The organism is Actibacterium sp. EMB200-NS6, assembly GCF_001305615.1.
Taxonomy (GTDB): Bacteria; Pseudomonadota; Alphaproteobacteria; order Rhodobacterales; family Rhodobacteraceae; genus Actibacterium_A; species Actibacterium_A naphthalenivorans.
This window is the reverse complement of sequence record NZ_CP010871.1, coordinates 110917-136013: the sequence shown is the minus strand read 5'-3', so window position 1 is coordinate 136013 and position 25097 is coordinate 110917. Positions and strand designations below refer to the sequence as shown.

23 protein-coding genes and 1 pseudogene are annotated in these 25097 nt (G+C 61.0%); 12 read left to right on the top strand and 12 right to left on the bottom strand.

Going from position 1 to position 25097, the window contains the following annotated elements; genetic code table 11:
- Positions 1-192 precede the first annotated feature (192 nt).
- Complete coding sequence (gene repC / locus TQ29_RS19250) at positions 193-1473, top strand: plasmid replication protein RepC (RefSeq protein WP_054540717.1); 1281 nt, start codon at positions 193-195, stop codon at positions 1471-1473.
- 87 nt (positions 1474-1560) lie between these two features.
- On the opposite strand, the gene TQ29_RS19245 is transcribed toward repC, so the two are convergent.
- Both TQ29_RS19245 and TQ29_RS19240 read right to left on the bottom strand, forming a co-directional pair.
- On the bottom strand, positions 1561-2643 hold the full coding sequence (locus tag TQ29_RS19245; RefSeq protein ID WP_369817433.1) for a tyrosine-type recombinase/integrase: 1083 nt from the start codon (positions 2641-2643) through the stop codon (positions 1561-1563).
- Between the two features lie 39 nt (positions 2644-2682).
- A complete protein-coding gene (locus TQ29_RS19240) occupies positions 2683-3270 on the bottom strand; it encodes a recombinase family protein (RefSeq protein WP_054540554.1) in 588 nt (195 codons plus the stop codon).
- A gap of 163 nt (positions 3271-3433) precedes the next feature.
- On the opposite strand from TQ29_RS19240, the gene TQ29_RS19235 reads away from it, so the two are divergent.
- From TQ29_RS19235 to TQ29_RS19225, 3 genes are all read left to right on the top strand, one after another.
- Positions 3434-6316 carry a Tn3 family transposase gene (locus TQ29_RS19235; protein WP_054540555.1) on the top strand — a complete coding sequence of 961 codons (2883 nt, stop codon included), beginning with the start codon at positions 3434-3436 and terminating at the stop codon, positions 6314-6316.
- 214 nt (positions 6317-6530) lie between these two features.
- On the top strand, positions 6531-7415 hold the full coding sequence (locus TQ29_RS19230) for a DUF1403 family protein (RefSeq protein WP_054540715.1): 885 nt from the start codon (positions 6531-6533) through the stop codon (positions 7413-7415).
- 47 nt (positions 7416-7462) lie between these two features.
- Complete coding sequence (locus tag TQ29_RS19225) at positions 7463-8074, top strand: SMC-Scp complex subunit ScpB (RefSeq protein WP_054540751.1); 612 nt, start codon at positions 7463-7465, stop codon at positions 8072-8074.
- A gap of 15 nt (positions 8075-8089) precedes the next feature.
- On the opposite strand, the gene TQ29_RS20510 is transcribed toward TQ29_RS19225, so the two are convergent.
- Genes TQ29_RS20510 through TQ29_RS19215 form a run of 3 tightly spaced genes read right to left on the bottom strand, consistent with a single transcriptional unit; the run spans position 8090 to position 11614 of the window.
- Entirely contained in the window at positions 8090-9100 is a 1011-nt protein-coding gene (locus TQ29_RS20510; RefSeq protein WP_082386792.1) for a TniQ family protein, read from the bottom strand.
- Entirely contained in the window at positions 9097-9963 is an 867-nt protein-coding gene (locus tag TQ29_RS19220; RefSeq protein WP_054540714.1) for a TniB family NTP-binding protein, read from the bottom strand. The genes TQ29_RS20510 and TQ29_RS19220 overlap by 4 nt, the downstream gene beginning before the upstream one ends.
- 16 nt (positions 9964-9979) lie before the next feature.
- A complete protein-coding gene (locus TQ29_RS19215; protein WP_054540713.1) occupies positions 9980-11614 on the bottom strand; it encodes a Mu transposase C-terminal domain-containing protein in 1635 nt (544 codons plus the stop codon).
- A 188-nt stretch (positions 11615-11802) separates the two neighbouring features.
- Here TQ29_RS19215 and TQ29_RS19210 point away from each other — a divergent pair, with 188 nt between their 5' ends.
- The gene (locus tag TQ29_RS19210; protein ID WP_054540712.1) at positions 11803-12765 is read left to right on the top strand and encodes a hypothetical protein; all 963 of its coding nucleotides are present in this window, start codon (positions 11803-11805) and stop codon (positions 12763-12765) included.
- Positions 12766-12822: 57 nt separating this feature from the next.
- Here TQ29_RS19210 and TQ29_RS19205 read toward each other — a convergent pair whose 3' ends face one another.
- Entirely contained in the window at positions 12823-13239 is a 417-nt protein-coding gene (locus TQ29_RS19205; RefSeq protein ID WP_038068073.1) for a helix-turn-helix domain-containing protein, read from the bottom strand.
- Between the two features lie 75 nt (positions 13240-13314).
- Between TQ29_RS19205 and TQ29_RS19200 the strand changes: the two genes are divergently transcribed.
- The 4 genes from TQ29_RS19200 to istB all read left to right on the top strand — a co-directional run bounded on the left by TQ29_RS19200 (position 13315) and on the right by istB (position 15152).
- Positions 13315-13704 (top strand): mercuric transporter MerT family protein, encoded by a 390-nt coding sequence (locus TQ29_RS19200; protein WP_054540711.1) that lies wholly within the window; start codon positions 13315-13317, stop codon positions 13702-13704.
- An 18-nt stretch (positions 13705-13722) separates the two neighbouring features.
- Positions 13723-14028 (top strand): heavy-metal-associated domain-containing protein, encoded by a 306-nt coding sequence (locus TQ29_RS19195; RefSeq protein WP_038068071.1) that lies wholly within the window; start codon positions 13723-13725, stop codon positions 14026-14028.
- Between the two features lie 4 nt (positions 14029-14032).
- A complete protein-coding gene (gene merF, locus TQ29_RS19190; RefSeq protein ID WP_107817721.1) occupies positions 14033-14218 on the top strand; it encodes a mercury resistance system transport protein MerF in 186 nt (61 codons plus the stop codon).
- Positions 14219-14387: 169 nt separating this feature from the next.
- On the top strand, positions 14388-15152 hold the full coding sequence (istB, locus tag TQ29_RS19185) for an IS21-like element helper ATPase IstB (RefSeq protein ID WP_038068069.1): 765 nt from the start codon (positions 14388-14390) through the stop codon (positions 15150-15152).
- Between the two features lie 430 nt (positions 15153-15582).
- On the opposite strand, the gene TQ29_RS19180 is transcribed toward istB, so the two are convergent.
- Complete coding sequence (locus tag TQ29_RS19180) at positions 15583-16104, bottom strand: Lrp/AsnC family transcriptional regulator (RefSeq protein ID WP_157445673.1); 522 nt, start codon at positions 16102-16104, stop codon at positions 15583-15585.
- 127 nt (positions 16105-16231) lie between these two features.
- On the opposite strand from TQ29_RS19180, the gene TQ29_RS19175 reads away from it, so the two are divergent.
- Together TQ29_RS19175 and TQ29_RS19170 are read left to right on the top strand one after the other, a co-directional pair.
- Positions 16232-18604 carry a 1-deoxy-D-xylulose-5-phosphate synthase N-terminal domain-containing protein gene (locus tag TQ29_RS19175; protein WP_054540709.1) on the top strand — a complete coding sequence of 791 codons (2373 nt, stop codon included), beginning with the start codon at positions 16232-16234 and terminating at the stop codon, positions 18602-18604.
- A gap of 72 nt (positions 18605-18676) precedes the next feature.
- Positions 18677-18994 (top strand): annotated as a pseudogene (locus TQ29_RS19170) (transposase); the annotation flags it as partial.
- 117 nt (positions 18995-19111) lie between these two features.
- Here the strand turns inward: TQ29_RS19170 and TQ29_RS19165 are convergent.
- The 5 genes from TQ29_RS19165 to TQ29_RS19145 all read right to left on the bottom strand — a co-directional run bounded on the left by TQ29_RS19165 (position 19112) and on the right by TQ29_RS19145 (position 23880).
- The gene (locus tag TQ29_RS19165; RefSeq protein WP_054540707.1) at positions 19112-20563 is read right to left on the bottom strand and encodes an aldehyde dehydrogenase; all 1452 of its coding nucleotides are present in this window, start codon (positions 20561-20563) and stop codon (positions 19112-19114) included.
- A gap of 127 nt (positions 20564-20690) precedes the next feature.
- The gene (gene hcaB, locus TQ29_RS19160; protein WP_038068063.1) at positions 20691-21524 is read right to left on the bottom strand and encodes a 3-(cis-5,6-dihydroxycyclohexa-1,3-dien-1-yl)propanoate dehydrogenase; all 834 of its coding nucleotides are present in this window, start codon (positions 21522-21524) and stop codon (positions 20691-20693) included.
- Positions 21525-21555: 31 nt separating this feature from the next.
- Complete coding sequence (locus tag TQ29_RS19155) at positions 21556-21861, bottom strand: non-heme iron oxygenase ferredoxin subunit (RefSeq protein WP_082386790.1); 306 nt, start codon at positions 21859-21861, stop codon at positions 21556-21558.
- A gap of 10 nt (positions 21862-21871) precedes the next feature.
- Entirely contained in the window at positions 21872-22429 is a 558-nt protein-coding gene (locus tag TQ29_RS19150) for an aromatic-ring-hydroxylating dioxygenase subunit beta (protein ID WP_054540706.1), read from the bottom strand.
- An 86-nt stretch (positions 22430-22515) separates the two neighbouring features.
- Positions 22516-23880 carry an aromatic ring-hydroxylating dioxygenase subunit alpha gene (locus TQ29_RS19145; RefSeq protein ID WP_054540705.1) on the bottom strand — a complete coding sequence of 455 codons (1365 nt, stop codon included), beginning with the start codon at positions 23878-23880 and terminating at the stop codon, positions 22516-22518.
- Positions 23881-24051: 171 nt separating this feature from the next.
- On the opposite strand from TQ29_RS19145, the gene TQ29_RS19140 reads away from it, so the two are divergent.
- Positions 24052-25038, top strand: a complete 987-nt coding sequence (locus TQ29_RS19140; RefSeq protein WP_235974541.1) for a TAXI family TRAP transporter solute-binding subunit — start codon at positions 24052-24054, stop codon at positions 25036-25038.
- Positions 25039-25097: the final 59 nt, after the last annotated feature.

Below are 25097 nucleotides of genomic sequence, written 5' to 3'. Positions count from 1 at the left end.
AAGGAGAAGAGAGAACGCAGCAACGAGCAACGTAAAGGCAAAAGAAAAGCCCCCAAGCGGTGTGGCCTGAGAGCTGATCTTATTGGTTTGGTCGCCTTAAGGATAAGTCTCACAGGGATCGCTGTCAACGACGAACGCTTCTGAGCGAACGGCATTCTTTTGCCTCCACATAACCGGAGGTGAGATACAGGCATGAAACATACAGGTTGGCGCAAGCCGACACCGGGTCTTGGGGTTGCTGAGCAGCTTGCCCAAGCCGGTGAACGGGTAGCAGTACCCAAAACTCGGGCGTTTGTCGCGCTCAAGCGCGTTGGCGCGCATATCGGCCTGAAGGCCGGCGACATGATGCTTCTTGATACGCTGGGGGCGTTTACCCAGGCGCAGGACTGGAACGAGGGGCAGCGCCCGATCGTCTGGGCGTCGAACGCCTATCTGATGGAACAGACGGGGTTTTCGCTATCGGCCCTCAAGCGCCACGCGCGGCGGCTGGCCGAGCATGGCGTGCTCTGTTTTCAGGACAGCCCCAATGGCAAGCGTTGGGGCCGCAGGGACGCAGACGGGCGTATCGTCGAGGCCTATGGCTTCGATCTGTCGCCGCTGTCGGCGCGGGTCGAGGAATTCGAACACCTGCATGCCCGGTTGCAGGCTGAGCGCGAGCTGTGCCAGCGCCTCAAGCGCCAGATCACCGTGGCGCGCCGGATGATCCGCGCCCGGATCGAGGCGGCTGTCAGCAGCGCGCTGCATGGCCCTTGGGCGCAGTTCATGGGGCTTTTCAATGAACTTCTGGGCCGGCTTCCGCGCCGCCACCAAGATTCAGAGCAGCTTGCGAGGCTGCTGTCCTGGTTCAAGGACCTTCAGCAACGGGTCGAGGCGGCCTATCTCCGGGCGACCGGCGCGGTAAAACCTGTGGAGAACTCTGCCGACAACGCCGCCGAAACGCCCGGGAATACTCAGGAAACGACCCCCAGGGAGGTCATTTCCGAACCTCATATACCAACTACAAATCAACTTGATCTTGTAACTAGTAATACCCCGAAATCCGGGAAACCAGCGGCCACGGTGCCCAACGCTCTGGCCAAAGAGCCGGTCGGCAGGGATCTGGAAACCTTGGTTGCCGAAACGCGCAAGAAACGAGCCGTGCTGGATCTGCCGACAATCCTGCAGGCCTGTCCAGAGTTCGCATCATGGGCACGCAATATGGGCGGATTCGTCCGGGATTGGGGCGATCTGCATCGGGTTGCCGGGCAACTCAGCCCGATGATCGGGATCTCGGCGCTTGCGTGGAACATCACCCAGGACAGAATGGGCAAACAGCTGGCGACGGCGGCGTTCGCGCTTGTGTTCGAAAAGCACAGCGCGGGCGAGGTGGCCTCGCCGGGCGGCTATCTACGGGGCATGGTCGAGAAAGCCGGGGCAGGGGATCTGCATCTCGAGCGCAGCTTCTATGGCAGGCTCAGCGGGCAGGCGGCGTGACAGGCCATGTGCTGTTTGCATCGAAACCCTGTTTCGGCTTTCCGTTCGATCCGCACGCGAAAACCAAACCACGGGAAAGGCAAGCGCTCACAGACCGGCGGCCTTCGTCAGGTTCACCCGGAACCTGTCGCGGCGGCGCTGGTAACGGCGGGTCATTTCGACGCTTGCATGGCCAAGCTGCTTCTGGACATAGCGCTCGTCGACTTCTGCCGAACTGGCGAGACCGGCGCGCAAGCTGTGACCGGAGAACAGTGCCAGGCGGTCTTTCTCGGGCAGGTCCGACCGGATGCCGGCGTCGAGGACCGTGCGCTTGATCAGGCGCGCGACATGCTTGTCGTTCAACCGGGTTTCGGATGCCCGTTTGCCATCGCGCGAGGTGCCGGTGAAGATTGGGCCGAAGTCGATCTTCGCGAAGTGCAGCCATTGCTCGAGCGCATGGACCGGGCAGGTTTGATCCCTGGACCCCCGCCCGATCGCGACCTCGCGCCAGCCGGTCTTGGCGTTCAGCGTCAGCAGGGCGCCCTTGTCCAGGATCTCGACCCAGCCGCGACTGCCGGGCGTGTCGTCCTTGTGCACATCAAGGCAGACAATTTCAGAGCGGCGCAGCCCGCCCGCATAGCCCAGCAGCAGGATCGCCCGGTCCCGCAGCCCGCGCAGGTCGAACGGCAGGGTGGCGACCATCGCGACAATATCCTCGGGCAGGATCGCTTCCTTCTGCACAGGCGGGCGCGCATGCCTGCGTTTGATCCCGGCCAGCACCGCCGCGATGTGACGGTTCTTGCGATCCAGCGAAAAGCCGCGCTGCGCGTAGTTCCAGGCAAGGCCGGACAGGCGGCGGTCGATTGTCGAGACCGAGAGGGCACGGGGCGCCGACCCGGCGGCGAGATCCGCAAGGTAAAGCCCGATCATCTCGGACGAGGGAGGCACCGGCTCGGCCCCTTTCATCCGACACCAGCGGGCGAAATGTGCCCAGTCCTTGGCATAGGCCTTCAGCGTATTGTCCGACGCTGCGGCGCGGGCGTAGTCGCGTGCGGTATCCACCAGACGATCGAGGCTGCCAGACCCGGCGACACGAGAGGGCAGGGCGATGTCGTCGCGTTCATCCTGATCGCTCTTGGTGATGTGGGAACCATCAAGCTCATCAGAGCGCGCTGACCCCGGTTTTTCGATCTCTGAGGGATCTGATGCCGGAGGGGGCAGAATAGTACGCTAAGGGCTGATTTTGGCCCCTGTGCGGTGCAGGGTTCTGTAAATCGTTGGCCTGGAGACCGCGAACAGCTCAGCCAGATCACTGATAGAATACTCGCCGGTTGCATGCATGCGGGCGAGTTCTTTCTGTTGTTTTTCAGAGAGTTTTGGCTGTTTTCCACGGAGTTTGCCCTTTGCACGGGCGATGGCCATGCCTTCTCTCGTGCGCAACCGGATCAGATCGGCCTCAAACTCGGCAAAGGTAGCGAGAATGTTGAAGAACATTTTGCCCATGGGATCTGTCGGGTCGTAGATAGACATCCCCAAGGCGAGCTTGACGCCCTTTTTTTCCAACTGTTCTGCGATAGCGCGTGCATCGGGGACGGACCGGGCAAGGCGATCCAGTTTTGGCACGACCAGCACATCGCCTTCGCGCACGGCTGCCAGTGCCTGGTCGAGACCGGGGCGGGCGCGATTGGTGCCCGTCAGCCCGTGGTCGGTATAGATGAGATCCTCCGATACCCCCAAGTCGCATAAGACCTGCCGCTGTGCGGTCAGATCCTGTTTGTCGGTCGAACAGCGGGCATAGCCAATCTTGGTCACAGTCATGCTCAAATTGTACGATTAAGGGGCCACATGTGCGAATCAAATCGTACCAGCTATACGAGATATGTTGGGGCGTGGTTTCTCTGCCCTTGCCAACCCTTGTGACACATGTCCGCTGATCGATCCTCTTACGGACACCCATGTTCATGATTTTGGAAGGAACCACATGCCTCGCCGGAGAATGCTGACCGACCGCCAGCGGGCGGCGCTGCTTGACATGCCAACTGAAGAAGCGTCGATGCTGCGCCACTACACCTTGGCGGACGACGATCTGGAAATTATCCGCGCCCGTCGCCGCCCCCACAATCGTTTCGGCTTCGCCCTGCAGCTTTGCGCGCTGCGATACCCAGGTCGGGTGCTGGCGCCCGGTGAGGTCATTCCTGCGGCAGTGACGCGCTTCTTGGCGGCGCAACTCGGGCTGAGACCCGATGATCTGGCAGACTATGCAACGAGGGAGGAAACCCGCCGTGACCACTTGGCCACCCTGCGCAATCTTTACGGCTACAAGATGTTTACTGGTCGAGGGGCGCGCGACCTGAAGACCTGGCTGGAGAGCGAAGCCGAAACCGCCCGGTCGAACGAGGATCTGGCCCGGCGCTTTGCAGAGAAGTGCCGGGCGACCCAAACCATTCTACCTGGGATCACGGTTATCGAACGTCTTTGCGCGGATGCACTTGTCGCTGCCGAGCGACGGATCGACACCCGGATTGCCGACCGGCTGAATGATGAATTGCGCGGCCAGCTTGATGCACTGCTGACTGAAAGCGCGGACAGCTCTGTCACCCGCTTTGTCTGGCTGCGCCAATTCGAGGTTGGCCGAAACTCGGCCGATATGAACCGCCTGCTCGACCGGCTTGAATTCTTGCAGGGCACAGCGTTGGATCAATCCATCCTGTCCGATGTTCCGCCTCACCGCATTGCTCGCCTCCGACGGCAAGGGGAACGGTATTTCGCCGGCGATCTGCGGGATATTTCAGGCGACCGCCGCCTTGCCATCGTCGCGGTCTGCGCTTTGGAATGGCGCAGTGCCATTGCCGATGCTGTGGTCGAAACCCATGACCGGATCGTCGGGAAGACATGGCGCGAGGCGAAACGCGCGTGCGATGCCCAGGCGAATGACGCAAAGGCGGCTCTGAAGGACACCTTGCAGGGGTTCTCAAACCTCGGATCAGCGCTGCTGGAAGCGTATGAAGATCAGGCGCCCCTGATTGAGGCCGTTCAAAACGCGGGAGGCTGGTCATCGCTCAGGGGGCTTGTCGCCACCGCTGCCCAACTCACCGACACATTGGCTGCCGATCCGCTCGCGCACGTTGTTCACGGGTATCATCGCTTCCGACGATATGCGCCCCGCATGTTGCGGGCACTCGATATTCAGGCCGCACCGGTAGCCGAACCGTTACTCTCCGCCACCGCTATCGTCGCAGGAACGGAAACCACCGCCGACCGGCCCGTGACCTTTCTGCGCCGAACCTCGAAATGGCATCGGCACCTGAATAACGATGATGGGTACCGACTGTGGGACGTGGCGGTCCTGTGCCATCTGCGCGATGCCTTCCGTTCCGGTGATATCTGGCTCGCACATTCCCGCAGGTATGGGGATCTAAAGGACGCGCTGGTCCCAGCCGAAGTCGCCCGGGTCACGCCAAAGTTGGCCATACCGTTCGAACCGGATGCCTGGCTGGAGGATCGGAAGTCTCGCCTGGCCGCGGGCCTACAGCGATTGGCCCGCGCCGCCAGGGCCGGTGTCATTCCGGGCGGGTCCATCGAAGACGGCGCCCTCAAAATAGACCGGCTGACGGCTGCTGTCCCCGAAGAGGCCGATGCCATGGTGCTTGATCTTTATAGCCGCCTGCCGGAAATCAGGATCACCGACCTCCTGCTCGAAGTGGACGACGAGCTCGGCTTTACGGAAGCATTCACCCATCTGCGCACGGGCGCCCCGTGCAAAGACAGGGTCGGCATGCTGAATGTGCTGCTGGCAGAAGGACTGAACCTTGGCCTCAGCAAAATGGCCGGGGCCACCAATACCCATGATTATTTCCAACTTTCGCGCCTGTCGCGGTGGCATGTCGAAAGCGAGGCAATGGCACGCGCCCTGGCCACAGTTATCGAAGGCCAATCTGCCTTGCCGATGGCCCGGTTCTGGGGCAGCGGTGTCACCGCGTCCAGTGACGGGCAGTTCTTCCCCACAACGCGCCAAGGCGAGGCGATGAATCTGATCAACGCCAAGTATGGCCATGAACCCGGATTGAAAGCCTACACCCATGTCTCCGACCAGTTCGGCCCCTTCGCCACCCAGACTATCCCGGCCACGGTGAACGAAGCGCCCTACATTCTGGATGGCCTGTTGATGACCGACGCCGGGCGAAAGGTCACAGAGCAGTACGCCGATACTGGCGGCTTCACCGACCACGTCTTCGCCGTCACCGCTCTGCTGGGCTTCCAGTTCATACCCCGCATCCGTGATCTGCCATCCAAGCGCCTCTACCTCTTCGATCCAACATCCTGCCCAAAAGAGCTGAAAGGTTTGATCGGTGGCAAGATCAGGGAACCCGTCATCAGTTCGAACTGGCCCGACATTCTGCGCAGCGCGGCCACCATGGTGGCGGGCGCAATGCCTCCAAGTCAACTGTTGCGAAAATTCGCCGCCTATCCTCGGCAGCATGAGCTTGCGGTGGCACTACGGGAAATAGGACGGGTTGAACGGACGCTGTTCATCATCGATTGGCTGCTTGACGCCGACATGCAACGCCGGGCTCAGATCGGCCTGAACAAGGGCGAAGCGCACCATGCCCTCAAGAATGCCCTACGCATCGGGCGCCAAGGCGAAATCCGAGATCGAACAACTGAGGGGCAGCATTTCCGGATGGCCGGGCTGAACCTGCTCGCCGCCACCATCATCTATTGGAACACCAAGCATCTTGGCAAAGCTGTGGCTGGACGTCGTCGGTCGGAACTGGATTGCTCTCCTGACCTTTTGGCGCACATCTCGCCCCTCGGATGGGCCCACATCCTCCTCACCGGCGAATACAGGTGGTCCAAAAGGTAAGCAAAGCCCCTTAACGTACTATTCTGCCCCCTCCGGCATCAGACCCCTCTGAGGGCATTTTCCATTGAATCCGGCGATGAAACTCACCTGTCTCGCAGTATCTTCCAGTATGTCCGATAATGCAAACTTATTGGACATGATACGATACGGGAAGGTGGGGCGGTTCTTGCGTATTCATCTGGCCGAAAGCGCCGCGCCGATGTAGACTTCAAGCATGACATTTGCGCGACCGGATCACATCAGCGACGCAGACATGCTACCTCGGATGCCCGCTTGGGTCATCTCCGAACGCGCTGAAACCCTTGAAAATGTTGCGTTTTTGTCGGGTGCCGCGCTGAGCCACCTGCATGTTGTGGTTGGACGTGAGGACGTGCCCCACGCCTTGTTGCGGGATCGGCTCGCGTTGCGCGCGGCCGAGGCCTGTGTCGCGTTTGCCGGTCGGCCCGAGCGGGCAGGGGAGTTGCGCGATGCGGTGCATCTGCTGCGTCCGGGCGATCTGACCGGTCCGGCGGGCGCGGTCTGTCAGGCTTGGCAACGCGCGGCGGAGCGGCAGGTGTCGATCGGGACCTTGCACCGGGCCTTGCCGCAACTCGATCCAGCGCGGATAGCAGTTTGGCTCGATGCAGGGCAGGGCGGGCCGGTAGCTCGAGCAGCGGCAGTGCTGGAGGCCGTTCTGGTCGATGCCCCGCGGGAGGAGGTTGCGGCGCTGGTCCTCGCGGATGCGGCCCTCGCCGAGGCGCTTGGTTGGGATCATCTGCTTCCGCTGCTGGCCGCGGGGCTGAAGCGGGCCGACCTGCGCAAGCGGGGCGATGATCTGCGTCTTGCCTGTCATCGCGCAGTCGCCTCAACAGCGCGCGAGGTCGTGCGTCTCGCCGCCGACCTCGCGCGGCGGGCGGCGCATCTGAAAGCGGTCGCGCCGAAGCTTCGGGCAAAGGCGGCAGGCGATGCCGTTTGGATGTTCCTGACCCACGATGCCGTGGCGCCTGCTGCCCTGCCCTTGCCGGATCGGGCCGCGCGGCGGCTCTGTGACCGGTTGGTCGATCTCGGCGCGGTCCGTGAACTGACCGGCCGCGACACCTTCCGGCTCTACGGGGTGTGAGCATGAGCATGGCCAGCGAAAGTGGGAACCGGGCTCAAAGTTCGGACATGCGACCACCGAAAAAGGCGAAGGATCGCTCTGAACCGGACCTTGACCGCGAACTAACTGACCTGCCGCCGGAGCTGCGCTGGCGGGAATGGATGCGCCGGATCGAGGCGGTGCTCTTTGCCTCCGCCGCGCCGGTCGCCCGCGAAGACCTGGGGCGCGTGGTCGGGCAGGGGGTTTCGATCGACCTGTTGATCGAGGATCTCGCCGCCGATCTGGAGGGGCGTGCGTTCGAGATCGCTCAGGTTGCCGGGGGATGGATGTTCCGGACCCGGACCGCCTACGCGCCAGCAATCCGCGCCGCCGCGGATATGGGCGATCAGTTGCTCGACCTGAGCGAATTCGACGTTGCGGTGCTGGCCGCCATCGCCTACCACCAGCCGATCACCCGTGACGGGCTCAAGGATATCTTCGGAAAGGAGATCAGCCGCGACCTGCTCGGCCGACTGCATGCGCGCGATCTGATCGGGATCGGGCCCCGCGCGCCGCGTCGTGGTGCCCCCTATACCTTCGTGACCACGGACGCGTTCCTCGCGGCCTTCGGGATGGAGAGCTTGCGCGACCTGCCAGACCCCGAACAGCTGGGTGACGCCGGGCTTGCCGCGCGCGCCTGAAGCCCGCTGGACCCCTCAAAGCGCCTGCCGCTTCTGATGGAGCCGTGTGGCTGCCTGAACGAGGTCAGCCAAATGCGGACCTGCGGAGGCGGAGCACGGCTCGGCTGCGGGCCGAGGCAGGGCGGCTTCGCTGAATGATATCGCCAGTCCGCGCCAGGTTGGCGCAGCCTGAGCGACGCGTTTCCAGCAGGAGATCGCGGGACTCTTTCGCTTTCCGAACGGTATCGATCGCCCTTCCGTCAGTTGTCCAAACAGCTGATAGCGATCCCGATGGGGGAGGCGCGCAATGGACACTCGCTTTTCACCCGATTGAAAACTGGCTGATCCGAGCAGGTCCGGTAGTGATCTTCCTTCTCCTATCCGATGCCCCGCTGCATGCAGACGAAGCAGATCGTCGATCAGGCGCTCAAGGCGTCGAACGCCATCGGTGGCGGGACGGGTGCGTTTGCAGAGCGCCGCGCCGCATACGGCGCAGATCTGATGCGGCACAAGACGCTTCTGGCGGAACGGAGCCAATCCGCGTCCGCAGGACGGGCACCTGTCCCGAAGCCGACAGCCGTGGCGAAAGCAGGAGACTCGTGTCGCCAGGCTCCAGCCTCGTCGAAAATAGGGCGTTTCGTCTTCTGCCAGACAGGCCGGGCAGAATTGCAGCCAAGTCGCCTGCATCCCGGGTGCGCAGATCGGTTGGGGCCCTGGCCGCAGGGGCAAACGCAGCCGGGCCAAGGGGTCAAGAGCAACGGTCAGAGCCGCGATGTCTTCCAGGGGTATGCGGGTATGCTCTCTCAAAAGGTGCAGGATGCGATCGGGCAATGCCCGATCAAGCCGCGCCGACCAGTTCTCACCCGGCGCCCCGAGAAACGCGCCGAAATAGCGGGGAGGTACGCCGTTGGCGTAGGCGAGCCGGTGCAGCCAACTCGACAGAAGTTCACCCGGCGCCGGCATAATGCTCACCGGCCAACGGCTTCCCGCCGCACTTTCATACCGCTGTGCAGGCGTGACGGAGATCCCGGTCGGCCCGAGCCTCATGTCATCTCGTGACGCAAGGCGGAATTGCGGCGTCTGGAGAGAGGCACATAGCCGAGGTCCGACAGGGTTGCACCCGTGATCCGGTCCTCACCGCCCGCGATTGCCGCCACCGCGGCCCGGGTGACGATCTCGACGACCTCGCCGATCAGTCCCTCCGACAGATCGTGGATGATCTTCGCCAAGGGTTCGCGCGACAGTTCTGAGGCATTGGCGAGCGGCAGACTTGCCTCAAGGCTGTCCAGAAGCGTCGCGAAATCCTCGTCATACGCCCAGCGTGGAATGGGGATCGTATCGAAGCGTGAGCCCATTTCGTCCGTGTCATGCACCGCATCGTAGATCGCGATTTCGCCGACAAGGACGGGTGAGATGTCATGCACCCGTGCGATCCGCCGTAGGAACGAGAAGATTGCCTTCACATCCTGGCGTCGACCGCGCAACGCGCTGTGGAACTCGTCGAAGATCAAAAGGCGCGGCTTCAGACGCTCCAGAAGATGATCGACCTGATCGCCGGCGCGGGACAGGCTGCGCCATCCAGCGGCTTGTGGTGCGCGCAATCCGGACAGGATGCTTGCGTAAAAATGCGACAGACCCGCACCTTCCCGGGTCTGGATCACCCATACCTCTTGCTGGTCGGCGACACGCAGATGTTCGACAGCGAAGCGCTCGGCAATCATGGTCTTGCCGTTGTGGTAGGGGCCCGCAAGAAGCAAACCGCGCGGGCGCAGCGATGGCGGTCGCTCGAGCAGCAGCCGCATCGCGTCATGTGCCGCGCCGGCGGCCGGATGGCTGATCCAGCGTGGCGCGCGAACATGGGCGATCCGCATTACATCATCGGCCTGCAAGAGCGGGACGGTGGCGGGCATGAGGTGATCCGGCACCTTACCAATCCTCGACCGGGAAGACCCGCCGCGGGCGATCCGGGTTAAGGTTTGCCCGGGCCGGGGCGGCAGGCGCGGCGAGATCGGCATAAGGCTTCTTTGCCTCGGTGGCATGCCGGGCGCGTGTCATCTCCTTCAACCGGCTTTTCGAGGTTTTGGTGGCGGTAACAGTTGCGGCGATTTCGCGTCGGATGGCGGCCGCCTCCTGCACTGGGCGCCGCTGGATTTCGCGCCGCCGCTGTCGATCCGCCTGATGCTGCCAAAGCGTGATCGGCTCGGCCAGTCCGTCCCGTCGTCTCACCGGCTGCCAGGCCTGCGTATCCGGATCCTTGACATAGACATGGCTGATGTCGCGAGGGTCATAGCACACATCAAGTGGCTCCAGCCGGTCACGGCGGGCGACCAGCGGACCAAGCCAGGGCTCGAAATAGTCGATGGCGAAGAGGCTGATGCCCTGAGGTGAAATCTTCCGCGTCTTGCGCGGCAGGAAATTGAGCAGCACATCGACAGGCGCATCGATCGGACGGTCCTTCGGTTGGAGTCGGTTTTCCCATTCGATTGCCGGGACGGTCAGCTTGCGCGCATTCTGGCTCAGATTATGGTCGATGATCGCGAGCGCGATGCAGCGTTCAAGATCCGCGAAGCTGAGCCGTGCGCGCTCTTCCGAGGCATAGTCGCCTCGATCCGCGATGGAGCGCCCTGTCTTACCGGGTAAGGCCCGTAGCGCCGTGTTCACTTTCCCAAGCAGGCGTTCCACGACTCCGCCTCGATGCACGGTGCCCTTGTTCCGCATGCGAATGGAAATGCCATAGTCCGCGCATCCTCTGCTGAAGGTGCTGCTCTGGAACTCTTTGGCGGAATCGACGACGATCTGCCTCGGGCGACCGTGCATCGGCCAGGCATGATCGATGCTACGCTCTGCCAGCCATGCCGTCTTGCAGCACATCGCTTGCGCAAGACAAAGCGCGACAGACAGTCGTGACGGCCGCTCGAGCGTCAGGCAGAAGCCGGTGATCGCACTCGTGGCCACATCGGCAGCGATGGTCAGGTAGGGCCGCCCAACGAAGATACCGTAGTCATCAATCACCTCGACAAACTGGATGTCTGCCGGCGTGTGATCGATCTGGACAACGTCGAGCGCGTGGTCTGCCCGGATGTAGCCCGGTCGCGCCTTCAGCCGGTGCAGGTGTTTACTGTCTGACAGGCGGCGGCGGGCAATTTCTTCCGGGGTGAACAGGATGGGGATGCGCCGGGCGACAGTGACATAGGCGGGCGGAGTATGCCCTTCCTGTGCGCAGCGGGCGCGGATCTCTTCGACGATCGGTGCGAGGTCCGGCTGCTCAGGACGCAACCACATCTCCCTCAGGGTCATCGCGATGATGCTCTCGACCGCGAGGCTGATCCTTGATTTCCTTGTTCCACTCGTTCGCGGCAGCAGGGACGATACCCTGCGTTCTTCTCGATACCGCGCCAGATAGTTGTAGACTTGGCGGGTCGAGAGCCGCAGCTCGGATGCCGCGCGTACCACGGCCTCACGCACCGGCGCCGCTCCGTCAATAATCCGGTCCAGTTCACGCGCGATACGTGTTGCCTTGGCCCACGCTTCATCCGAGGCATGCCCTCCGCCGGACGTCATCGATATGAAACTTTCGAGACCGGCTGGGCCGTGCGCCAACAGGGCGGCCGCTTGCTGAAATACGGAACCAAAATTGAAGCCTCAAGCGAAAAAATGATGTGCGATATCGCGGTATCATCCAGAAATCACGATATAATCATGCGTTGAAATGATGAAAAAAATGCGACATCTGGTTTCTGCCCGGTCCCATGGAAGAGGAGCCGGATTACTTGCCACCAGGACCACGGGCCGAACTGCGTGAAGGCGAGGTCCTCGACGATTGGCGGAAAGCAGAGGCGGGTCATGCCGCGCGTCTTGCCCGTGTGGCCGGTCGCGTCGGCGCGCTGGACGACCGCCTGAAGCGCAGCCCGGAAGGATGGCGGCACAGGCTTGCCCTGATCGAGGCTGCCGACCTCAGCTGGTTCGCGGGTGACCGCATTGGCCCGGATCGCATTGCTATTTGGATATCCATGCGCCTGTCAGGCGTTCAAGAGGACCCCGCAGCACTGGCGCGTGTCGGTTGGGCGGTACGTCGTCTGACAGGGGGACCAGGCCCAAAGGTGGACCTTTCTGCCTTCCTCGATCGTCGCGATCCCAAGAACATGGTCGATGACGCCGAGCCTTTCGCGGATCGCGCGGGCGGTTGGCTGAACCTGATGGCGCAAGCCGCCGAGCTGCACCCGATAACCCGTGCCTGCGCGGGTTATCACCTCTGGAGCCTTGCGGGCCTTGGGCAGCAGGGCGATCGAATGGAAGCGGCAGTCACAGCCGCGCGGATTGTGGCCAGCGAGGGCGGGGGCGCCGTCTTTGCACCTCTGGCTATGGGCGGGGCAGGGGGGCTGCGCGCCAGCGGCCCACCCGCTGACCGTCTGGCGCGCTGGCTTGACGGGATGGAGACCGCATGCCTGACCGCAATGCGGCACCTTGACGATATCGAGGCATGGTCAGCGCGGGCAGAAACCGAGATGACCGCGCTCTCGGGAAAGACTCCGCGCGCCTTGCGCGCTGTGCTTACCGAATGGCCCCTTGTCTCTGCCCCGATGGGCGAGGTCCTGACCAACGCTAGCCGTGCCGCCGTTCAACGCAATATTGCCTGGATGGAAGCGCGAGGCCTTATCCGCGAGGTGACCGGCCAGGGGCGATTCAAGATATGGGTAGCGGCACGATCTTGAATCTTCCAGTTCGATGCATGGGAGCTTCAAGAGTTCGGGAAGTTCGTGTCATAGTTTTCAGTTTCCAGAAATCGCGTCGAGCACCGGACAGTTGGGGACTTCGGCGCCAGAACACCTGGATGCCGTTGCAGCGAGGACGGATTCGATCCGCCGGAGATCCGAGATCTTCGCCCGCACGTCCGCAAGGTGACGTTCTGTCCGCTCCTTGACCTCGGCGCAGGTCGGCGCGGCACCATCGTTGAGCCCCATCAGCCCGCGAATGTCCTCCATCGAGAACCCGAGCTCGCGGGCGCGCAGGATGAAGCGAAGGCGCGTGGCGTGTGCGGCGGAATATATCCGGTAGCCTGCGGCGCTGCGCGGCGGGTCGGGCAGCAGGCCGGTTTTCTCGTAATAGCGGATCGTCTCGATGTTGCATCCGGTCGCCCGGGCCAGGTCGCCGCGTGTTAAGCTGCTCTCGCTTTCGTGATCGATCATGGGGGTTTTCCTCTTGAGCCTGTAGCTACTACAGACCCTACACCCATCGTCAACCACAGACGAAAGGTGCGCGACATGGCGCTGACAGACGACAGAACTGACACCTCAGCAGCGGATCGCCCCGCCCGAAAGGGCTGGCTTGCGGCGGGCGGGGTGATGGGCGCCTTTCTCGCCTCGGCCTGCTGTGTCGGACCATTGGTGCTGCTGACCCTCGGCATCTCGGGGGCCTGGATCGGCAACCTGACGGCGCTGGAGCCCTTCAAGCCGATCTTCGCCGTGATTGCGCTCGGCTTCATCGGGGCGGGATTCCGGCAGGTCTATTTCCGCAAACCGACCGTCTGCGAGCCCGGTTCCTACTGCGCGCGCCCATCCTCGGCGCGCATCACCAAGTCCGCTCTCTGGACCTCCCTGATCCTCGTCCTCGCTGCACTCACCATCGACTGGTGGGCTCCGCTTCTCTACTGATCTCGAAAGGACACCCTCATGAAGACGATCCTTGCCCTTGTTCTGTTCGGCCTGACCGCCACAGCACCCATCACGGCCATCCCTGCCGTCGCGCAAACCGTCGCCGCCGAGCAGACCCTCACCTTCGCGGTGGACAATATGACCTGTGCGCTGTGTCCGGTCACCGTGAAGCGCGCGATGGAGGGCGTCGAAGGCGTGCACGCGGTCGAGATCGACTTCGAGGCGCGCACCGCTACTGTCGTCTTCGACACCGCCGCGACCAGCGCCGAGGCGATCGCGACCGCGTCGGCCAATGCAGGCTACCCGGCGCGCGTCTCGGGTTGACGGGATGACCGAGCGGACAGACCGCAAGCTGATTGCAACAGGTGTCGTCGGCACCGTCATCGCAGCGCTCTGCTGCTTCACGCCGATCCTGGTCGTTCTTCTCGGCGCCGTGGGCCTGTCGGCCTGGCTGGGTTGGCTCGACTATGTGCTGCTGCCCGCGCTGGCGTTTTTTATCGGCCTGACCATCTAGGGGTCTGATGCCGGAGGGGGCAGAATAGTACGCTCTCATGAGCGTTTTTGATTTTCCCGGCATCAGACCCCCCGAAGCTGGACCTCGATGTCTACCCCTACGTGCCTCGGGCGAACGTCGAGACCACGTCCGCGGCCAGTTACATGTCCCTGCTGTCGGAGGATGCAGCATGACCGTGGCCCCGAAAATCCTGCTCGCGGATCATCTCAAGACGCTGAAGCTGCCCACCTTCCTTCGGGAATACGACAAGCTTGCCCGCCAATGCGCCGCCGAGGGTCGGGATCACGTCCAGTTCCTGGCGCGTCTCGTCGAGCTGGAACTGATCGACCGCGAGCGTAGGATGATCGAACGGCGGATCAAGGCTGCGAAGTTCCCAGCCACAAAGAGCCTCGACAGCTTCGACTTCAAGGCGATCCCGAAGCTCAACAAGATGCAGGTGCTGGAACTTGCCCGCTGCGAATGGATCGACCGACGCGAGAACGTCATCGCCTTGGGGCCCAGCGGCACAGGCAAGACCCATATTGCCCTCGGGCTGGGGCTGGCCGCCTGCCAGAAGGGGCTGCCGGTCAGCTTCATCACCGCCGCCGCGCTGGTCAACGAACTGATGGAGGCCCGCGACGAACGTCGCCTGCTCTGCCTGCAAAAGCAGCTGGCCGCCGTCAAGCTGCTCATCATCGACGAGTTGGGCTTCGTGCCGCTCTCCAAGACCGGTGCCGAGCTACTGTTCGAGGTGATCTCGCAGCGCTATGAGCGCGGGGCCACGCTGATCACCAGCAACCTGCCGTTCGACGAATGGACCGAGACCTTCGGCACCGAACGCTTGACTGGCGCACTGCTCGATCGACTGACGCATCACGTCAACATCCTCGAGATGAACGGCGACAGCTATCGGCTCGCCCAAAGCCGCGCCCGAAAGGCCGAAGCCCCAACCTGATCATCCGCCACAGGATTGGCCCTGCGGGCCAAGCGCCATGGCACGCGCCAGCTATGTGACAAGCGCGCGCGCCATGGCGCCTGGCGCCCGTCATTGGCCTGATTTTGCGCCGCCACGTGGCTGGTTTTTACTCCGCCGTTGACACGCGCTCCCCGAAACGTTGCAACAACTGGCAGGAGATGGTGAAAGGGTCACCCTGATCGCTTCTTGAACCTGATGTGTGGACCGGCGCGGCGAAAGCCGATGCCTTGGAGCCAATGAGGAAGAAGCGCGCGGAAATCCATCGGGGCTCGCGGCGACGAAACATCGGGCCGCTCAAGGAAGCCGGATATACGTCTGCAATCGTGATCGCCGAACCAGACCAAGTTAGCCTGTTGCAATCAGGCGGGGTCCATATACGTCCACAAATGACAGTGCCAAGAGATCTCGTTTAGGATCCACCATGCCCAGTTGTTGTTTGCCTTTGATATCCTTTGGCATCAAGTTTCAGCGTGCGTGACAAGCCTGCCTTGACGCGTCTCAGTGGGATTGAGCTTTCAATAGATGCTACACCTGAAACTTTGGTGAAGGTGCTGGTTAGGAAGCGTTCAAAATCGGAAGGCCCGCGCGTTGCAATGCGCAGCAGATAGTCGCGGTTGCCGGTCATCAGCCAACAATCGACAACTTCAGGAAAGCTGCACACCGCGGCTTCGAAGCTGGCCAGTGCGTCGTCCACTTGACGGTCAAGTTTGACCGAGACAAACACGGAAAATTCATAACCCAAAGCAGTTTCGTCGATCAGCGCAGCATAGCCTGTGATCACGCCCGCATTCTCTAAAATGCGCAGCCTGCGGGCCACCGGGGATGGACTAAGCCCGACGGCTTCAGCCAGTTCGTTGATTGTGGCACGTCCGTTACGCTGCAGGACATGCAGAATACCCACATCGTAAGAATCAAGATTGGTGCTAATCATCAAGTTTTTCCAAAAAAATGGCCACTATCACCACATAACACATAAAGTAGTCGTTAACTAGGCGAGAAGCGTCAGATTGTTGATGCTAGTCTCGCAACACTTCAAGCTTTGAATGCGAGGGCCGAAAATGACATCTGACACACTCCATCTCAAAACGCTTCAGGACCGTTTGTTGTGGTTGTCGCATTGGATGATTCATCACGCCAACCACATCCGGCCAAAGGTAGACGGAATCAAGGTTGGTGGCCATCAAGCCAGCTCGGCCTCGATGGTGTCGATCATGACGGCGCTATACTTTTCCGCGCTGCGACCCGAAGATCGTGTAGCGGTAAAGCCGCACGCCTCGCCGATCTTTCATGCCATGCAATACCTGATGGGTCATCAAACGCTTGATAAGATGAAGAACTTTCGCGGATTCGAGGGCGTGCAAAGCTATCCCAGCCGCACCAAAGATGTGGACGACGTGGATTATTCGACCGGCTCTGTGGGGTTGGGCGTGGCGATTACCGCTTTCGGGTCGATCGTGCAGGATTACTTGATGGCCAAAGACTGGAGCAGCGACCTGGCTGCTGGCCGCCATGTGGCGCTGGTCGGCGATGCCGAACTGGACGAAGGTAATATTTATGAAGCGTTGCAAGAGGGCTGGAAGAACGATCTGCGCAACTGCTGGTGGATCATCGACTACAACCGCCAGTCATTAGACGGTGTGGTGCGCGAAGGCCTGTTTTCGCGAGTAGAAAAAATCTTCGAAGCTTTCAGCTGGAATGTCATTCGCGTGAAGTACGGCGCTCTGCAGCGCGCGGCCTTTGAAGAAGAGGGTGGCGACGCCCTGCGCGATTGGATCGACGCCTGCCCGAACCAGCAATATTCCGCCCTGACCTATCAGGGCGGCGCGGTCTGGCGCAAGCGGTTGATGGATGATCTTGGTGATCAGGGGCCGGTGACGGCGCTGATCGGCAAGCGCAATGATACGGAACTCGCGGCGCTGATGGAGAATCTTGGCGGCAACTGTGTCGAGACCATGGCCGAGGTGTTTGCCAATGTCACCGACGACCGTCCCACATGTTTTCTTGCTTATACGATCAAGGGCTGGGGCACACCCATTGCGGGCCACAAGGACAACCACGGTGGCTTAATGACCAAGAACCAGATGGCCGACTGGCAACAACATATGGGCGTGCCGGCGGGGCAGGAGTGGGACAAGTTCGCCACCGTGCCAGACGCCGCCGCGCTGCAAAAGTTCCTCGACAAGGTGCCCTTTTTTGCCAAAGGTCGTCGCCGCTTCACCGACGCGGTATTGCCGGTTCCCGAGATTGCCCTGTCATCTGACCGCGAGATCTCGACACAGATGGCATTCGGCAAGATCCTTGATGATTTGTCCAAAGGCGACAGCCATCTGGCGGAGCGCATCGTGACGATGTCGCCCGACGTGACCGGCACCACCAATCTCGGCCCCTGGGTGAACCGGCGCAAGCTGTTTGCCCGCACTGAGCAGGCCGATGCCTTTATCGAGCATCGCATCCCCTCAACCGCGAAATGGGAATTCACGCCGAAAGGTCAACACATCGAACTTGGCATCGCCGAGATGAACCTGTTTCTGTTGCTGGCGGCGGCGGGGCTGTCGCATTCACTGTTCGGCAAGCGGCTGATCCCGATCGGGACACTCTACGATCCTTTCGTGGCGCGCGGGCTCGATGCTTTGAACTACGCTTGCTATCAGGATGCGCGGTTCATGGTGGTAGGTACGCCCTCGGGCGTTACGCTGGCACCCGAAGGCGGTGCGCATCAATCCATCGGCACACCCTTGATCGGGATGAGCCAGGACGGACTGGCCGCCTTTGAGCCCGCCTTTGCCGATGAATTGGCAGTTATCATGGAGTGGGCCTTAGGCTATCTCCAGCGGGACGGTTCAGGCAATCCTGACGAGCGCACCTGGCTGCGCGATGAAGCCGGCGGCTCCGTCTATCTGCGGCTCTCGACCAACCCGGTGGAACAGCCCGGCAAGCGCCCGAATGGGGATTGGCAGCAAGGAACTATAGACGGCGCTTATTGGTTGCGTCGGCCCGGACCCAACTGCGAGGTGGTGATCGCTTATCAAGGTGTCATTGCGCCCGAAGCGATCCGCGCCGCAGGCGCTATGGCGGATGCGAGGCGTGACATCGGCGTGCTGGCCGTTACCTCGGCGGATCGGCTGAGCGCGGGCTGGACGGCGGCACAGCGCGCTCGGGCGCGTGGCCAGCAGGGCGCGACTAGTCATGTTGAACGCCTCTTGCAAGATTTGCCGCCGCATTGCCGCCTTCTCACGGTAATTGACGGACACCCCGCGACATTGTCATGGCTCGGTGCGGTTCAGGGCCACCAGACGATTCCGTTGGGTGTGGAACGCTTTGGGCAGACTGGGACTATTGGCGAGCTGTACCAATACTACAAAATTGATGCGCAAAGTATGATAGAGAAGATCAATGGCTTGACAACAGGGCGCAAGATTGCCGTTGTTTAAGGAACGTCTGAAAAACCTCTCGATTCTCGTCTGATCTGGTAGACTTGGGTGTCCCTGCAAGGAGTCCTTGCGATGCCGAAACAGCCCGCCCTTCCCGGCCTGCGCGACGCCATGAAGAAGAAACGGACGCGGCGGGAGTTGTTCTTGGCGGAGATGGATGCGGTGGTGCCGTGGGTTCGGCTGCTTGCGCTGATCGTGCCGCACTATCCCAAGGCCGGGCCAAAGGGCGGTCGGCCACCGATGGCTCTGGAGGTGATGCTGCGGGTCTATTTCCTTCAGAACTGGTATGCTCTGAGCGACCCGATGGCCGAGGAGACCCTCTACGACAGCGAGGCGATGCGCCGCTTTGCCGGGATCGAACTGGGCGATGACCGCATTCCGGATGAGACCCACCAGCTTTTGCCCACTCCAGCCGACAGATTCTGACCGGGCGGATGCGAATAAGATCATCACCATCACCGATGACAATCATTTTCCCAACCTCATCCGCCCGGTTTCTGGCCTGCCTTACAGGGGATACTGTTGAGACGGCTGTTCGATCGTAATCCACTTCAGTTCGGTGAATTCATCAATCACCGCAGTGCTGTCGAACCGGCCCCAACCGCTGGCCTTCGTGCCGCCATAAGGCGCTTGGGCTTCATTCGCGACGGTAGAGCCGTTGATGTGCACTGAACCAGTCTGAATGCGCATTGCGACATCAAGTGCGTGTACCATGTCTGTCCCGAAGACAGCAGCAGACAGGCCGTATTCAGTGTCATTGGCCACCCGAACAGCTTCGTCCGCGCCGTTGACACGGATCACCTGCAAGATCGGACCAAAGGCTTCCTCGGAGTAGATGCGCATCTTAGATGTGACACCATCGAGCACAGTCGGCGACATCAGGGTGCTGCCTGCAAGCCCGCCAGTCCGAATCTTCGCACCTTTTTCGGTCGCATCGGCAAGCAAACTGTTCAGGTGATTAACTGCGCCCTGGCTGATGATCGGACCAAGCGCGCAAGCCGCCTGAGTGCGTGGATCGCCCGCCTCCAGCTGTGCTGCCCGCGCGGCGAGTTTCTCGACGAACGCATCGGCGACAGACTCATCGACAATGGCACGCTCGGTCGTCATGCAGATCTGGCCCTGATAGAGGAAGGCGCCGAAGATGGTCGCATCCACTGCGCCGTCGATATCCGCATCCGCGAGGACCACCATGGGCGCCTTGTCGCCGAGTTCCATCAGGCTACGCTTGAGATGGCGGCCACAAGCCGCAGCAATGATCCGGCCAACATGCGTCGAACCGGTGAAGTTGACACGCCGCACGGCTGGATGCGCGATCATTGCCTCTACGACTTCGGGTGCGTCCTTTGGGTCGTTGATCACGAAGTTGAGCGTTCCTGCGGGGAAACCGGCCGCATGGACGGCCTCAGCAACCAGCACATGGGTCTTGGGCGAGGTTTCCGAGGCGCGGAAAACAACGGTGTTGCCGCACATCAGCGGATAGGCAATGGCCCGTGCTGCCAGCACAATCGGCCCGTTCCAAGGCACGATCGACAGGATCACACCTACCGGCTGCCTTACGGTCATCGACAGCGTTCCCGGCTTGTCAGACGGGATAGTACTGCCCTGAATCTGCGTGGTCATCGCTGCGGCTTCGCGGAAAACATTCGCCGCGAGCATGACATTGAAGCGTGCCCAGAGTTCGCCGGCCCCGACTTCGCCTTTCATGGCGACAACGAAATCTTCCGTGCGCTTTTCGATCTCTTCCGCGGCCTTCATGAGCAGGGCGCGGCGCTGGCCCGGACCAGTCTGCGACCAGGACGCAAAGGCGCGTTCGGCAGATTCGATCGCGGCCACGGCATCCCCTGGCGTGGCAGCTGCGCCACGCGTCACGACTTCGCCACTTACAGGTGAGCAGCGTTCAAATGTGGCGTTGTCTGTGGCATTCTGCGCCTCATTGTCGATATAGAGCTGAACAGTCATTCCATGTCCTTTTAAGTTTACTTCTCTGTTCTTGAAACCTGCGTCAGCCAAAAGCCTCCCGAGGATTCGTCCAGAGAACGACCCAGTTTCAACTGTGCGCACGGCCTATCCGTGCGCACGGCTATGGTTAAATTGCGCCGAACTTTGCAACGAGCTCTGCGCCCATATTCGGAGACCCAAAGCCCCGCATGCCGATACCGCCGTCGAAATTCAGTACGGCACCAGTGCCCGGCGTATTGTCGCGACGATTGGCGAAGAAGGCGTAGGCGCCAGCATATTCCCGCGCATTGAATGCACGTTCAAGCGGCAGCATTTGCTTCATCAGGTCGTCGAGCGGAATATCGGAAAACTTGATTCCCTCTTGCGAAAGGGCACTGGTTCCGGCGAGGTTGCTGCCACCGATACCACCTGGCGCGACGCCATTGACCCGTACGTGCGGTGCAAATTCATGCGCCATCTGCTTGATCATGCCGACCACCGCATGCTTCGTTGCCGTGTAAAGAACACCGCCACCGCCTGGATAAAAGGCAGCGTTCGACGCGGTAAAGATCATGTGGCCCTTGGTCTTGTAAAGCTCTGGCAATGCCGCCTTGGCTCCGAGGACATAGCCCTTGACGTTGATGGCGAACATCTCGTCGAAAGCAGATGACAGTTCGTCATCTTCTGTCGAGACCATGGTTTTCGAGTAGTCCCAGATGCCCGCATTTCCGACGAACGTGTCGAGCTTGCCGAAGGCGCTGACGCACTCGGCCACCGCCCGATTGTTGTCGTCCACTTTGCGAACGTCGCCCGCGATGCCGACGACCTTGTCGCCAAACGCTTTCACCGCGTCGTCGATGCGCTCTTGCGAGCGGTCAAAGATTGCAACACGTGCGCCTTCCTCGACGAAGCGTTCCACGATGGCGAGTCCAAGACCGGACCCTCCGCCCGTCACGAGCGCGACTTGATCCTTGAGTTGCATTGTAATTCCTCCCTGTTTTTGACGCGGCTTTTCAGCAGTCGATGTATATGAAGTCGCCGTCAACCTTTGCGGGGAACACCTTGAGTGCCTCACAAGCAGGCAGGGCCTTCACCTTGCCGGTTCTGACGCAAAATTTCGCGAAGTGCAGACTGCACTCGACAACTCCGTCCTCGATAAAACCGTCCGCGAGTGACCACGTGTCATGCGTACAGGTGTCCTGGACGGCGTGTATTTCGCCGTCCACCCGGCACACCATTATCGGCTCAGGGCCACCTTCGAATACTTTCATATCCCCCTCCGGCACATCTGCCGAAGGGAACGCCTTGATCCATGCCATATTTGCTTCCTTAGAAGAAAAAGCTGAGGTTGTTCGACAGGATTGTGCTCTGGTCAATCAGGATCGTGCGGCGCACAATCTCGAAGCCCGCTTCGGTTTCAACCCGACGCAGGACATCCCGGCGCTCGCAGGCGAAAACGTCAAGTTGGCGTTCTTGCCGCGTCCGGTACACCATCGACGCCGAAACGACATTGATCGTATTCTCGTCTTCCGGGACGACCATGACGTTCCCGATCAGATAACGCACGCGAGAGGCCGGGTTTTCGGACCAGCCCACATCGGACAGGATCTTGCGAATCCGGCCTTTCATCGTGTACCAGTTGTCGTCGAAATGGGCAAAGCCGTGCTCATCGGTATATTCCTGAGCGACTTCGCGCATGATCTTCGTCGAGCGGATCGGCATCCAATAGTGAAGGTCCTCAGCCAGCAAGCTGAACCACTCTTTGTACCGGCGATCCGTCAGAAGCTTGGATTCCCAATACAGGAACTGTTCGACTTCATGCTGAAGCTCCAGAGAAACGGCCTTGGGCTTGCTTTCGAAGGCAGCCTTGAAAGTATCATCGAGCATCTTATTCCTCCCTCATCGAAAAGTGTCTGCCGAGGCGTATCGGCAGACGTTTGATACATAAGCGGACATTTGCCGCCGATTGAACGTTACTCCGCCGCGAGCGGCTGTTGCTCGATCCGGCGGATTGCATCCCAATCCGGTGCGGTCATGATCTGCGTCCAATAACGGTACATGCCTCGCGCCGACTCCTCACTATAGGTGTATGCGAAGCTCAGCCCGGGGAAGCCCTCGGGATTATCGGCCGTCACTGTATGCGAGCCCATCTCGATGTTGAACTTCTGGTTTTGGGCAACATGACCCTGCAGCACTTGCTGGATGTCGCACCAGTTTTCGCCATCATCCTGCTCGAACACGCCGCCCGCCGAGAAAGTGCGCGATGTATGGCGACGCCATTCATCCTTGATCTCCTGCGGGGCAGTTTTGTCAACGAGAGTGAAGGTCCAGACCTCGATCTCGTTCGGGCCGCGAGGCTGCCACATCCGGACCGTGTTGATCCCTGCCAGGAACGACAAGTTCGGGAAGACGTTGGTATGGCAAAGGTTCACATCCGCCCGTCCCTGACCCAAACGCCGCACTGCCTCTTCGTATGCTGGCCCGGTCGTCAGGTATTCCGTCACCTTCGGCCCAACAATAGTCATGTAGAACATCGGGTTCCGCAAGAAGAGGCCGCAACCATGGCCGTTCTCCAGGTGGACATTCAAACCATCCGTCGGAGGGGCAACCTGGGTAATATCCACATCTTCCGGCACACCGGCCATGATGCCGGACAAGTGCGAGGTGGTGCCCGCATGATAAGCGTCCGAAGCAAACTGCTCGGCCGCGAACTTCCAGTTGCAGGGAATGACCCATTTCTGGATCCCGGGTATCGCCTCGGTTCCGGCCTCACAGCGGTCGAGCATGATGTCCATGTAGAATTTGACATCACCCAGATATTCGTCGAGCCCCGGCGCGTCGGCATCCCAGTTCGCAAAAATGAGACCCTTGTAGGTTTCGACGCGCGCCTGCTTCGGCCCCCACTCTGCCTTGTTCAGGCAACCACCGAAGGCTTCCTTCTCCATCGGGACGCTGACCAGATCACCGCCCTGATTGTATGCCCAACCATGGTAGGTGCAAGTAAATGCCTTGGCGTTGCCCGAATCGGCGCGGCAGATGCGCATTCCGCGGTGCTGGCACTGATTCAGGAACACGCGGATGCTGGCGTCTTTCTGGCGCACAACGACCACAGGATCCTCGCCGATATAGGCGGTCGTGAAGTCGCCCGAATTCGGGATATGCGACTCGTGACCCATGCAAACCCAGGTGCGCGCAAAAATGCGCTCAAGCTCAAGGCGATAAAGCGACTCGTCAACATAGATCTTAGGGTCGAACTTACCGCTCTTCTCGTCGACCATTGCAAGAATTTGGGCATCAGAATAAGCGCCCGCCGCGCCAACATTTGCCTTTACGTTCATCGTAGGCTCCTCCCTCTGGAATCGATTTCCGCCGCATCCGGCTCCTCGCAGACGCGTGGGCCGGATTGTTATCGCTTTGAGGGGCCGTTGACAATATGAAAAGCATGCTTTTCAAGCAAGTCCGGAACTGGTAAGGGGAAGGGCAAGGGCTTGCGGGGGAGCGAGTTCAGCATGGGGGGCGAGAAGATGAGGACGTTTTTGGCGCGCGTTTTTGGCGCGATGGTATTTGCAGTGACGGCGGCTGGCGGTGCCTCCGCACAGGTTACATCGATCACGACACCTCCTGCGGGTTCGGTGTGGAATACGATGGCTTCGGTCATTGCGGCCGAGGCCCAGAAAAGCGGCGGCGGGCGGCTGGTTGTTCAGGCATATAGCGGCAACGCGCAGATGCTTCAGGCCGTCGACAGCAAAGACGCCGAATTCACGATGACTGACATCAATGACATGATCGTAGCGGTCGCCGGGGAGGGTGACTACTCGGCGGCTCTGCCGAATCTGCGTGTTGTGGCCAAGATCAATCCCTTTGCGGTAGGGCTGTTCGTCCGGGCAGATTCCGGCATGACGCGGGTCTCCGATCTTGCCGGAAAGCGTGTGCCCTCGGGCTGGGAGGCTTTCCCGCTGAACCGTCCGCTGGTGAGTGCGCTTCTCGAGGCGGACGGGATCAGCTATGGTGAAGTGGTTGAAGTGCCGATCCCCGATATCATTCGCAATGTCGATGCTCTGGCCTCGGGTCTGACGGATGCGGCCTTCTTCGCTGTCGGCGGGCCGAAGGTCGCTGAGGTCGGCGCAATGGTGGGCGGGGTCCGCTATCTTCAGGTCGCCTCGGATGAGCAGGCGCTCGAAACGATTCGCAAGTTTCGCCCGGCCTATTACTTCTCAGAGGTGACGCCCTCGCCGGTGCGGGTGGGTGTCGATGCGCCGATGATGATGCTGACATGGGACAACGTCCTTGTTGCTGGTGAGCATGTGTCCGACGAACAGGTCAAGGCGCTGCTGGCCTCGATTTTCGACAATGTGGGTGCGATCGGCGATGCCTATCCTCCGCTTCGCGTGATGAACATTGAAACCGCCTATGTCGATTATCCGGGTGTGGAATATCACCCTGGTGCAGCGGCCTTCTTCGCCGAGCGGGGCGTCGCCATTCGCGCTGTTGACTGACACGGTTATGACGGAGGGCTGGGCCGGGAGATTTCCCGGCGCAGTCCTTTTTGCATTCG

What these genes read in the sequence shown, in the direction of transcription:
- repC (WP_054540717.1), top strand. Translation starts at nt 193, where the DNA reads ATGAAACATACAGGTTGGCGCAAGCCGACACCGGGTCTTGGGGTTGCT.
- TQ29_RS19240 (WP_054540554.1), bottom strand. Translation starts at nt 3,270, where the DNA reads ATGACTGTGACCAAGATTGGCTATGCCCGCTGTTCGACCGACAAACAG.
- TQ29_RS19235 (WP_054540555.1), top strand. Translation starts at nt 3,434, where the DNA reads ATGCCTCGCCGGAGAATGCTGACCGACCGCCAGCGGGCGGCGCTGCTT.
- TQ29_RS19230 (WP_054540715.1), top strand. Translation starts at nt 6,531, where the DNA reads ATGACATTTGCGCGACCGGATCACATCAGCGACGCAGACATGCTACCT.
- TQ29_RS19225 (WP_054540751.1), top strand. Translation starts at nt 7,463, where the DNA reads ATGCGACCACCGAAAAAGGCGAAGGATCGCTCTGAACCGGACCTTGAC.
- TQ29_RS20510 (WP_082386792.1), bottom strand. Translation starts at nt 9,100, where the DNA reads ATGAGGCTCGGGCCGACCGGGATCTCCGTCACGCCTGCACAGCGGTAT.
- TQ29_RS19220 (WP_054540714.1), bottom strand. Translation starts at nt 9,963, where the DNA reads ATGCCCGCCACCGTCCCGCTCTTGCAGGCCGATGATGTAATGCGGATC.
- TQ29_RS19215 (WP_054540713.1), bottom strand. Translation starts at nt 11,614, where the DNA reads ATGACGTCCGGCGGAGGGCATGCCTCGGATGAAGCGTGGGCCAAGGCA.
- TQ29_RS19210 (WP_054540712.1), top strand. Translation starts at nt 11,803, where the DNA reads ATGGAAGAGGAGCCGGATTACTTGCCACCAGGACCACGGGCCGAACTG.
- TQ29_RS19205 (WP_038068073.1), bottom strand. Translation starts at nt 13,239, where the DNA reads ATGATCGATCACGAAAGCGAGAGCAGCTTAACACGCGGCGACCTGGCC.
- TQ29_RS19200 (WP_054540711.1), top strand. Translation starts at nt 13,315, where the DNA reads ATGGCGCTGACAGACGACAGAACTGACACCTCAGCAGCGGATCGCCCC.
- TQ29_RS19195 (WP_038068071.1), top strand. Translation starts at nt 13,723, where the DNA reads ATGAAGACGATCCTTGCCCTTGTTCTGTTCGGCCTGACCGCCACAGCA.
- merF (WP_107817721.1), top strand. Translation starts at nt 14,033, where the DNA reads ATGACCGAGCGGACAGACCGCAAGCTGATTGCAACAGGTGTCGTCGGC.
- istB (WP_038068069.1), top strand. Translation starts at nt 14,388, where the DNA reads ATGACCGTGGCCCCGAAAATCCTGCTCGCGGATCATCTCAAGACGCTG.
- TQ29_RS19180 (WP_157445673.1), bottom strand. Translation starts at nt 16,104, where the DNA reads ATGATTAGCACCAATCTTGATTCTTACGATGTGGGTATTCTGCATGTC.
- TQ29_RS19175 (WP_054540709.1), top strand. Translation starts at nt 16,232, where the DNA reads ATGACATCTGACACACTCCATCTCAAAACGCTTCAGGACCGTTTGTTG.
- TQ29_RS19165 (WP_054540707.1), bottom strand. Translation starts at nt 20,563, where the DNA reads ATGACTGTTCAGCTCTATATCGACAATGAGGCGCAGAATGCCACAGAC.
- hcaB (WP_038068063.1), bottom strand. Translation starts at nt 21,524, where the DNA reads ATGCAACTCAAGGATCAAGTCGCGCTCGTGACGGGCGGAGGGTCCGGT.
- TQ29_RS19155 (WP_082386790.1), bottom strand. Translation starts at nt 21,861, where the DNA reads ATGGCATGGATCAAGGCGTTCCCTTCGGCAGATGTGCCGGAGGGGGAT.
- TQ29_RS19150 (WP_054540706.1), bottom strand. Translation starts at nt 22,429, where the DNA reads ATGCTCGATGATACTTTCAAGGCTGCCTTCGAAAGCAAGCCCAAGGCC.
- TQ29_RS19145 (WP_054540705.1), bottom strand. Translation starts at nt 23,880, where the DNA reads ATGAACGTAAAGGCAAATGTTGGCGCGGCGGGCGCTTATTCTGATGCC.
- TQ29_RS19140 (WP_235974541.1), top strand. Translation starts at nt 24,052, where the DNA reads ATGGGGGGCGAGAAGATGAGGACGTTTTTGGCGCGCGTTTTTGGCGCG.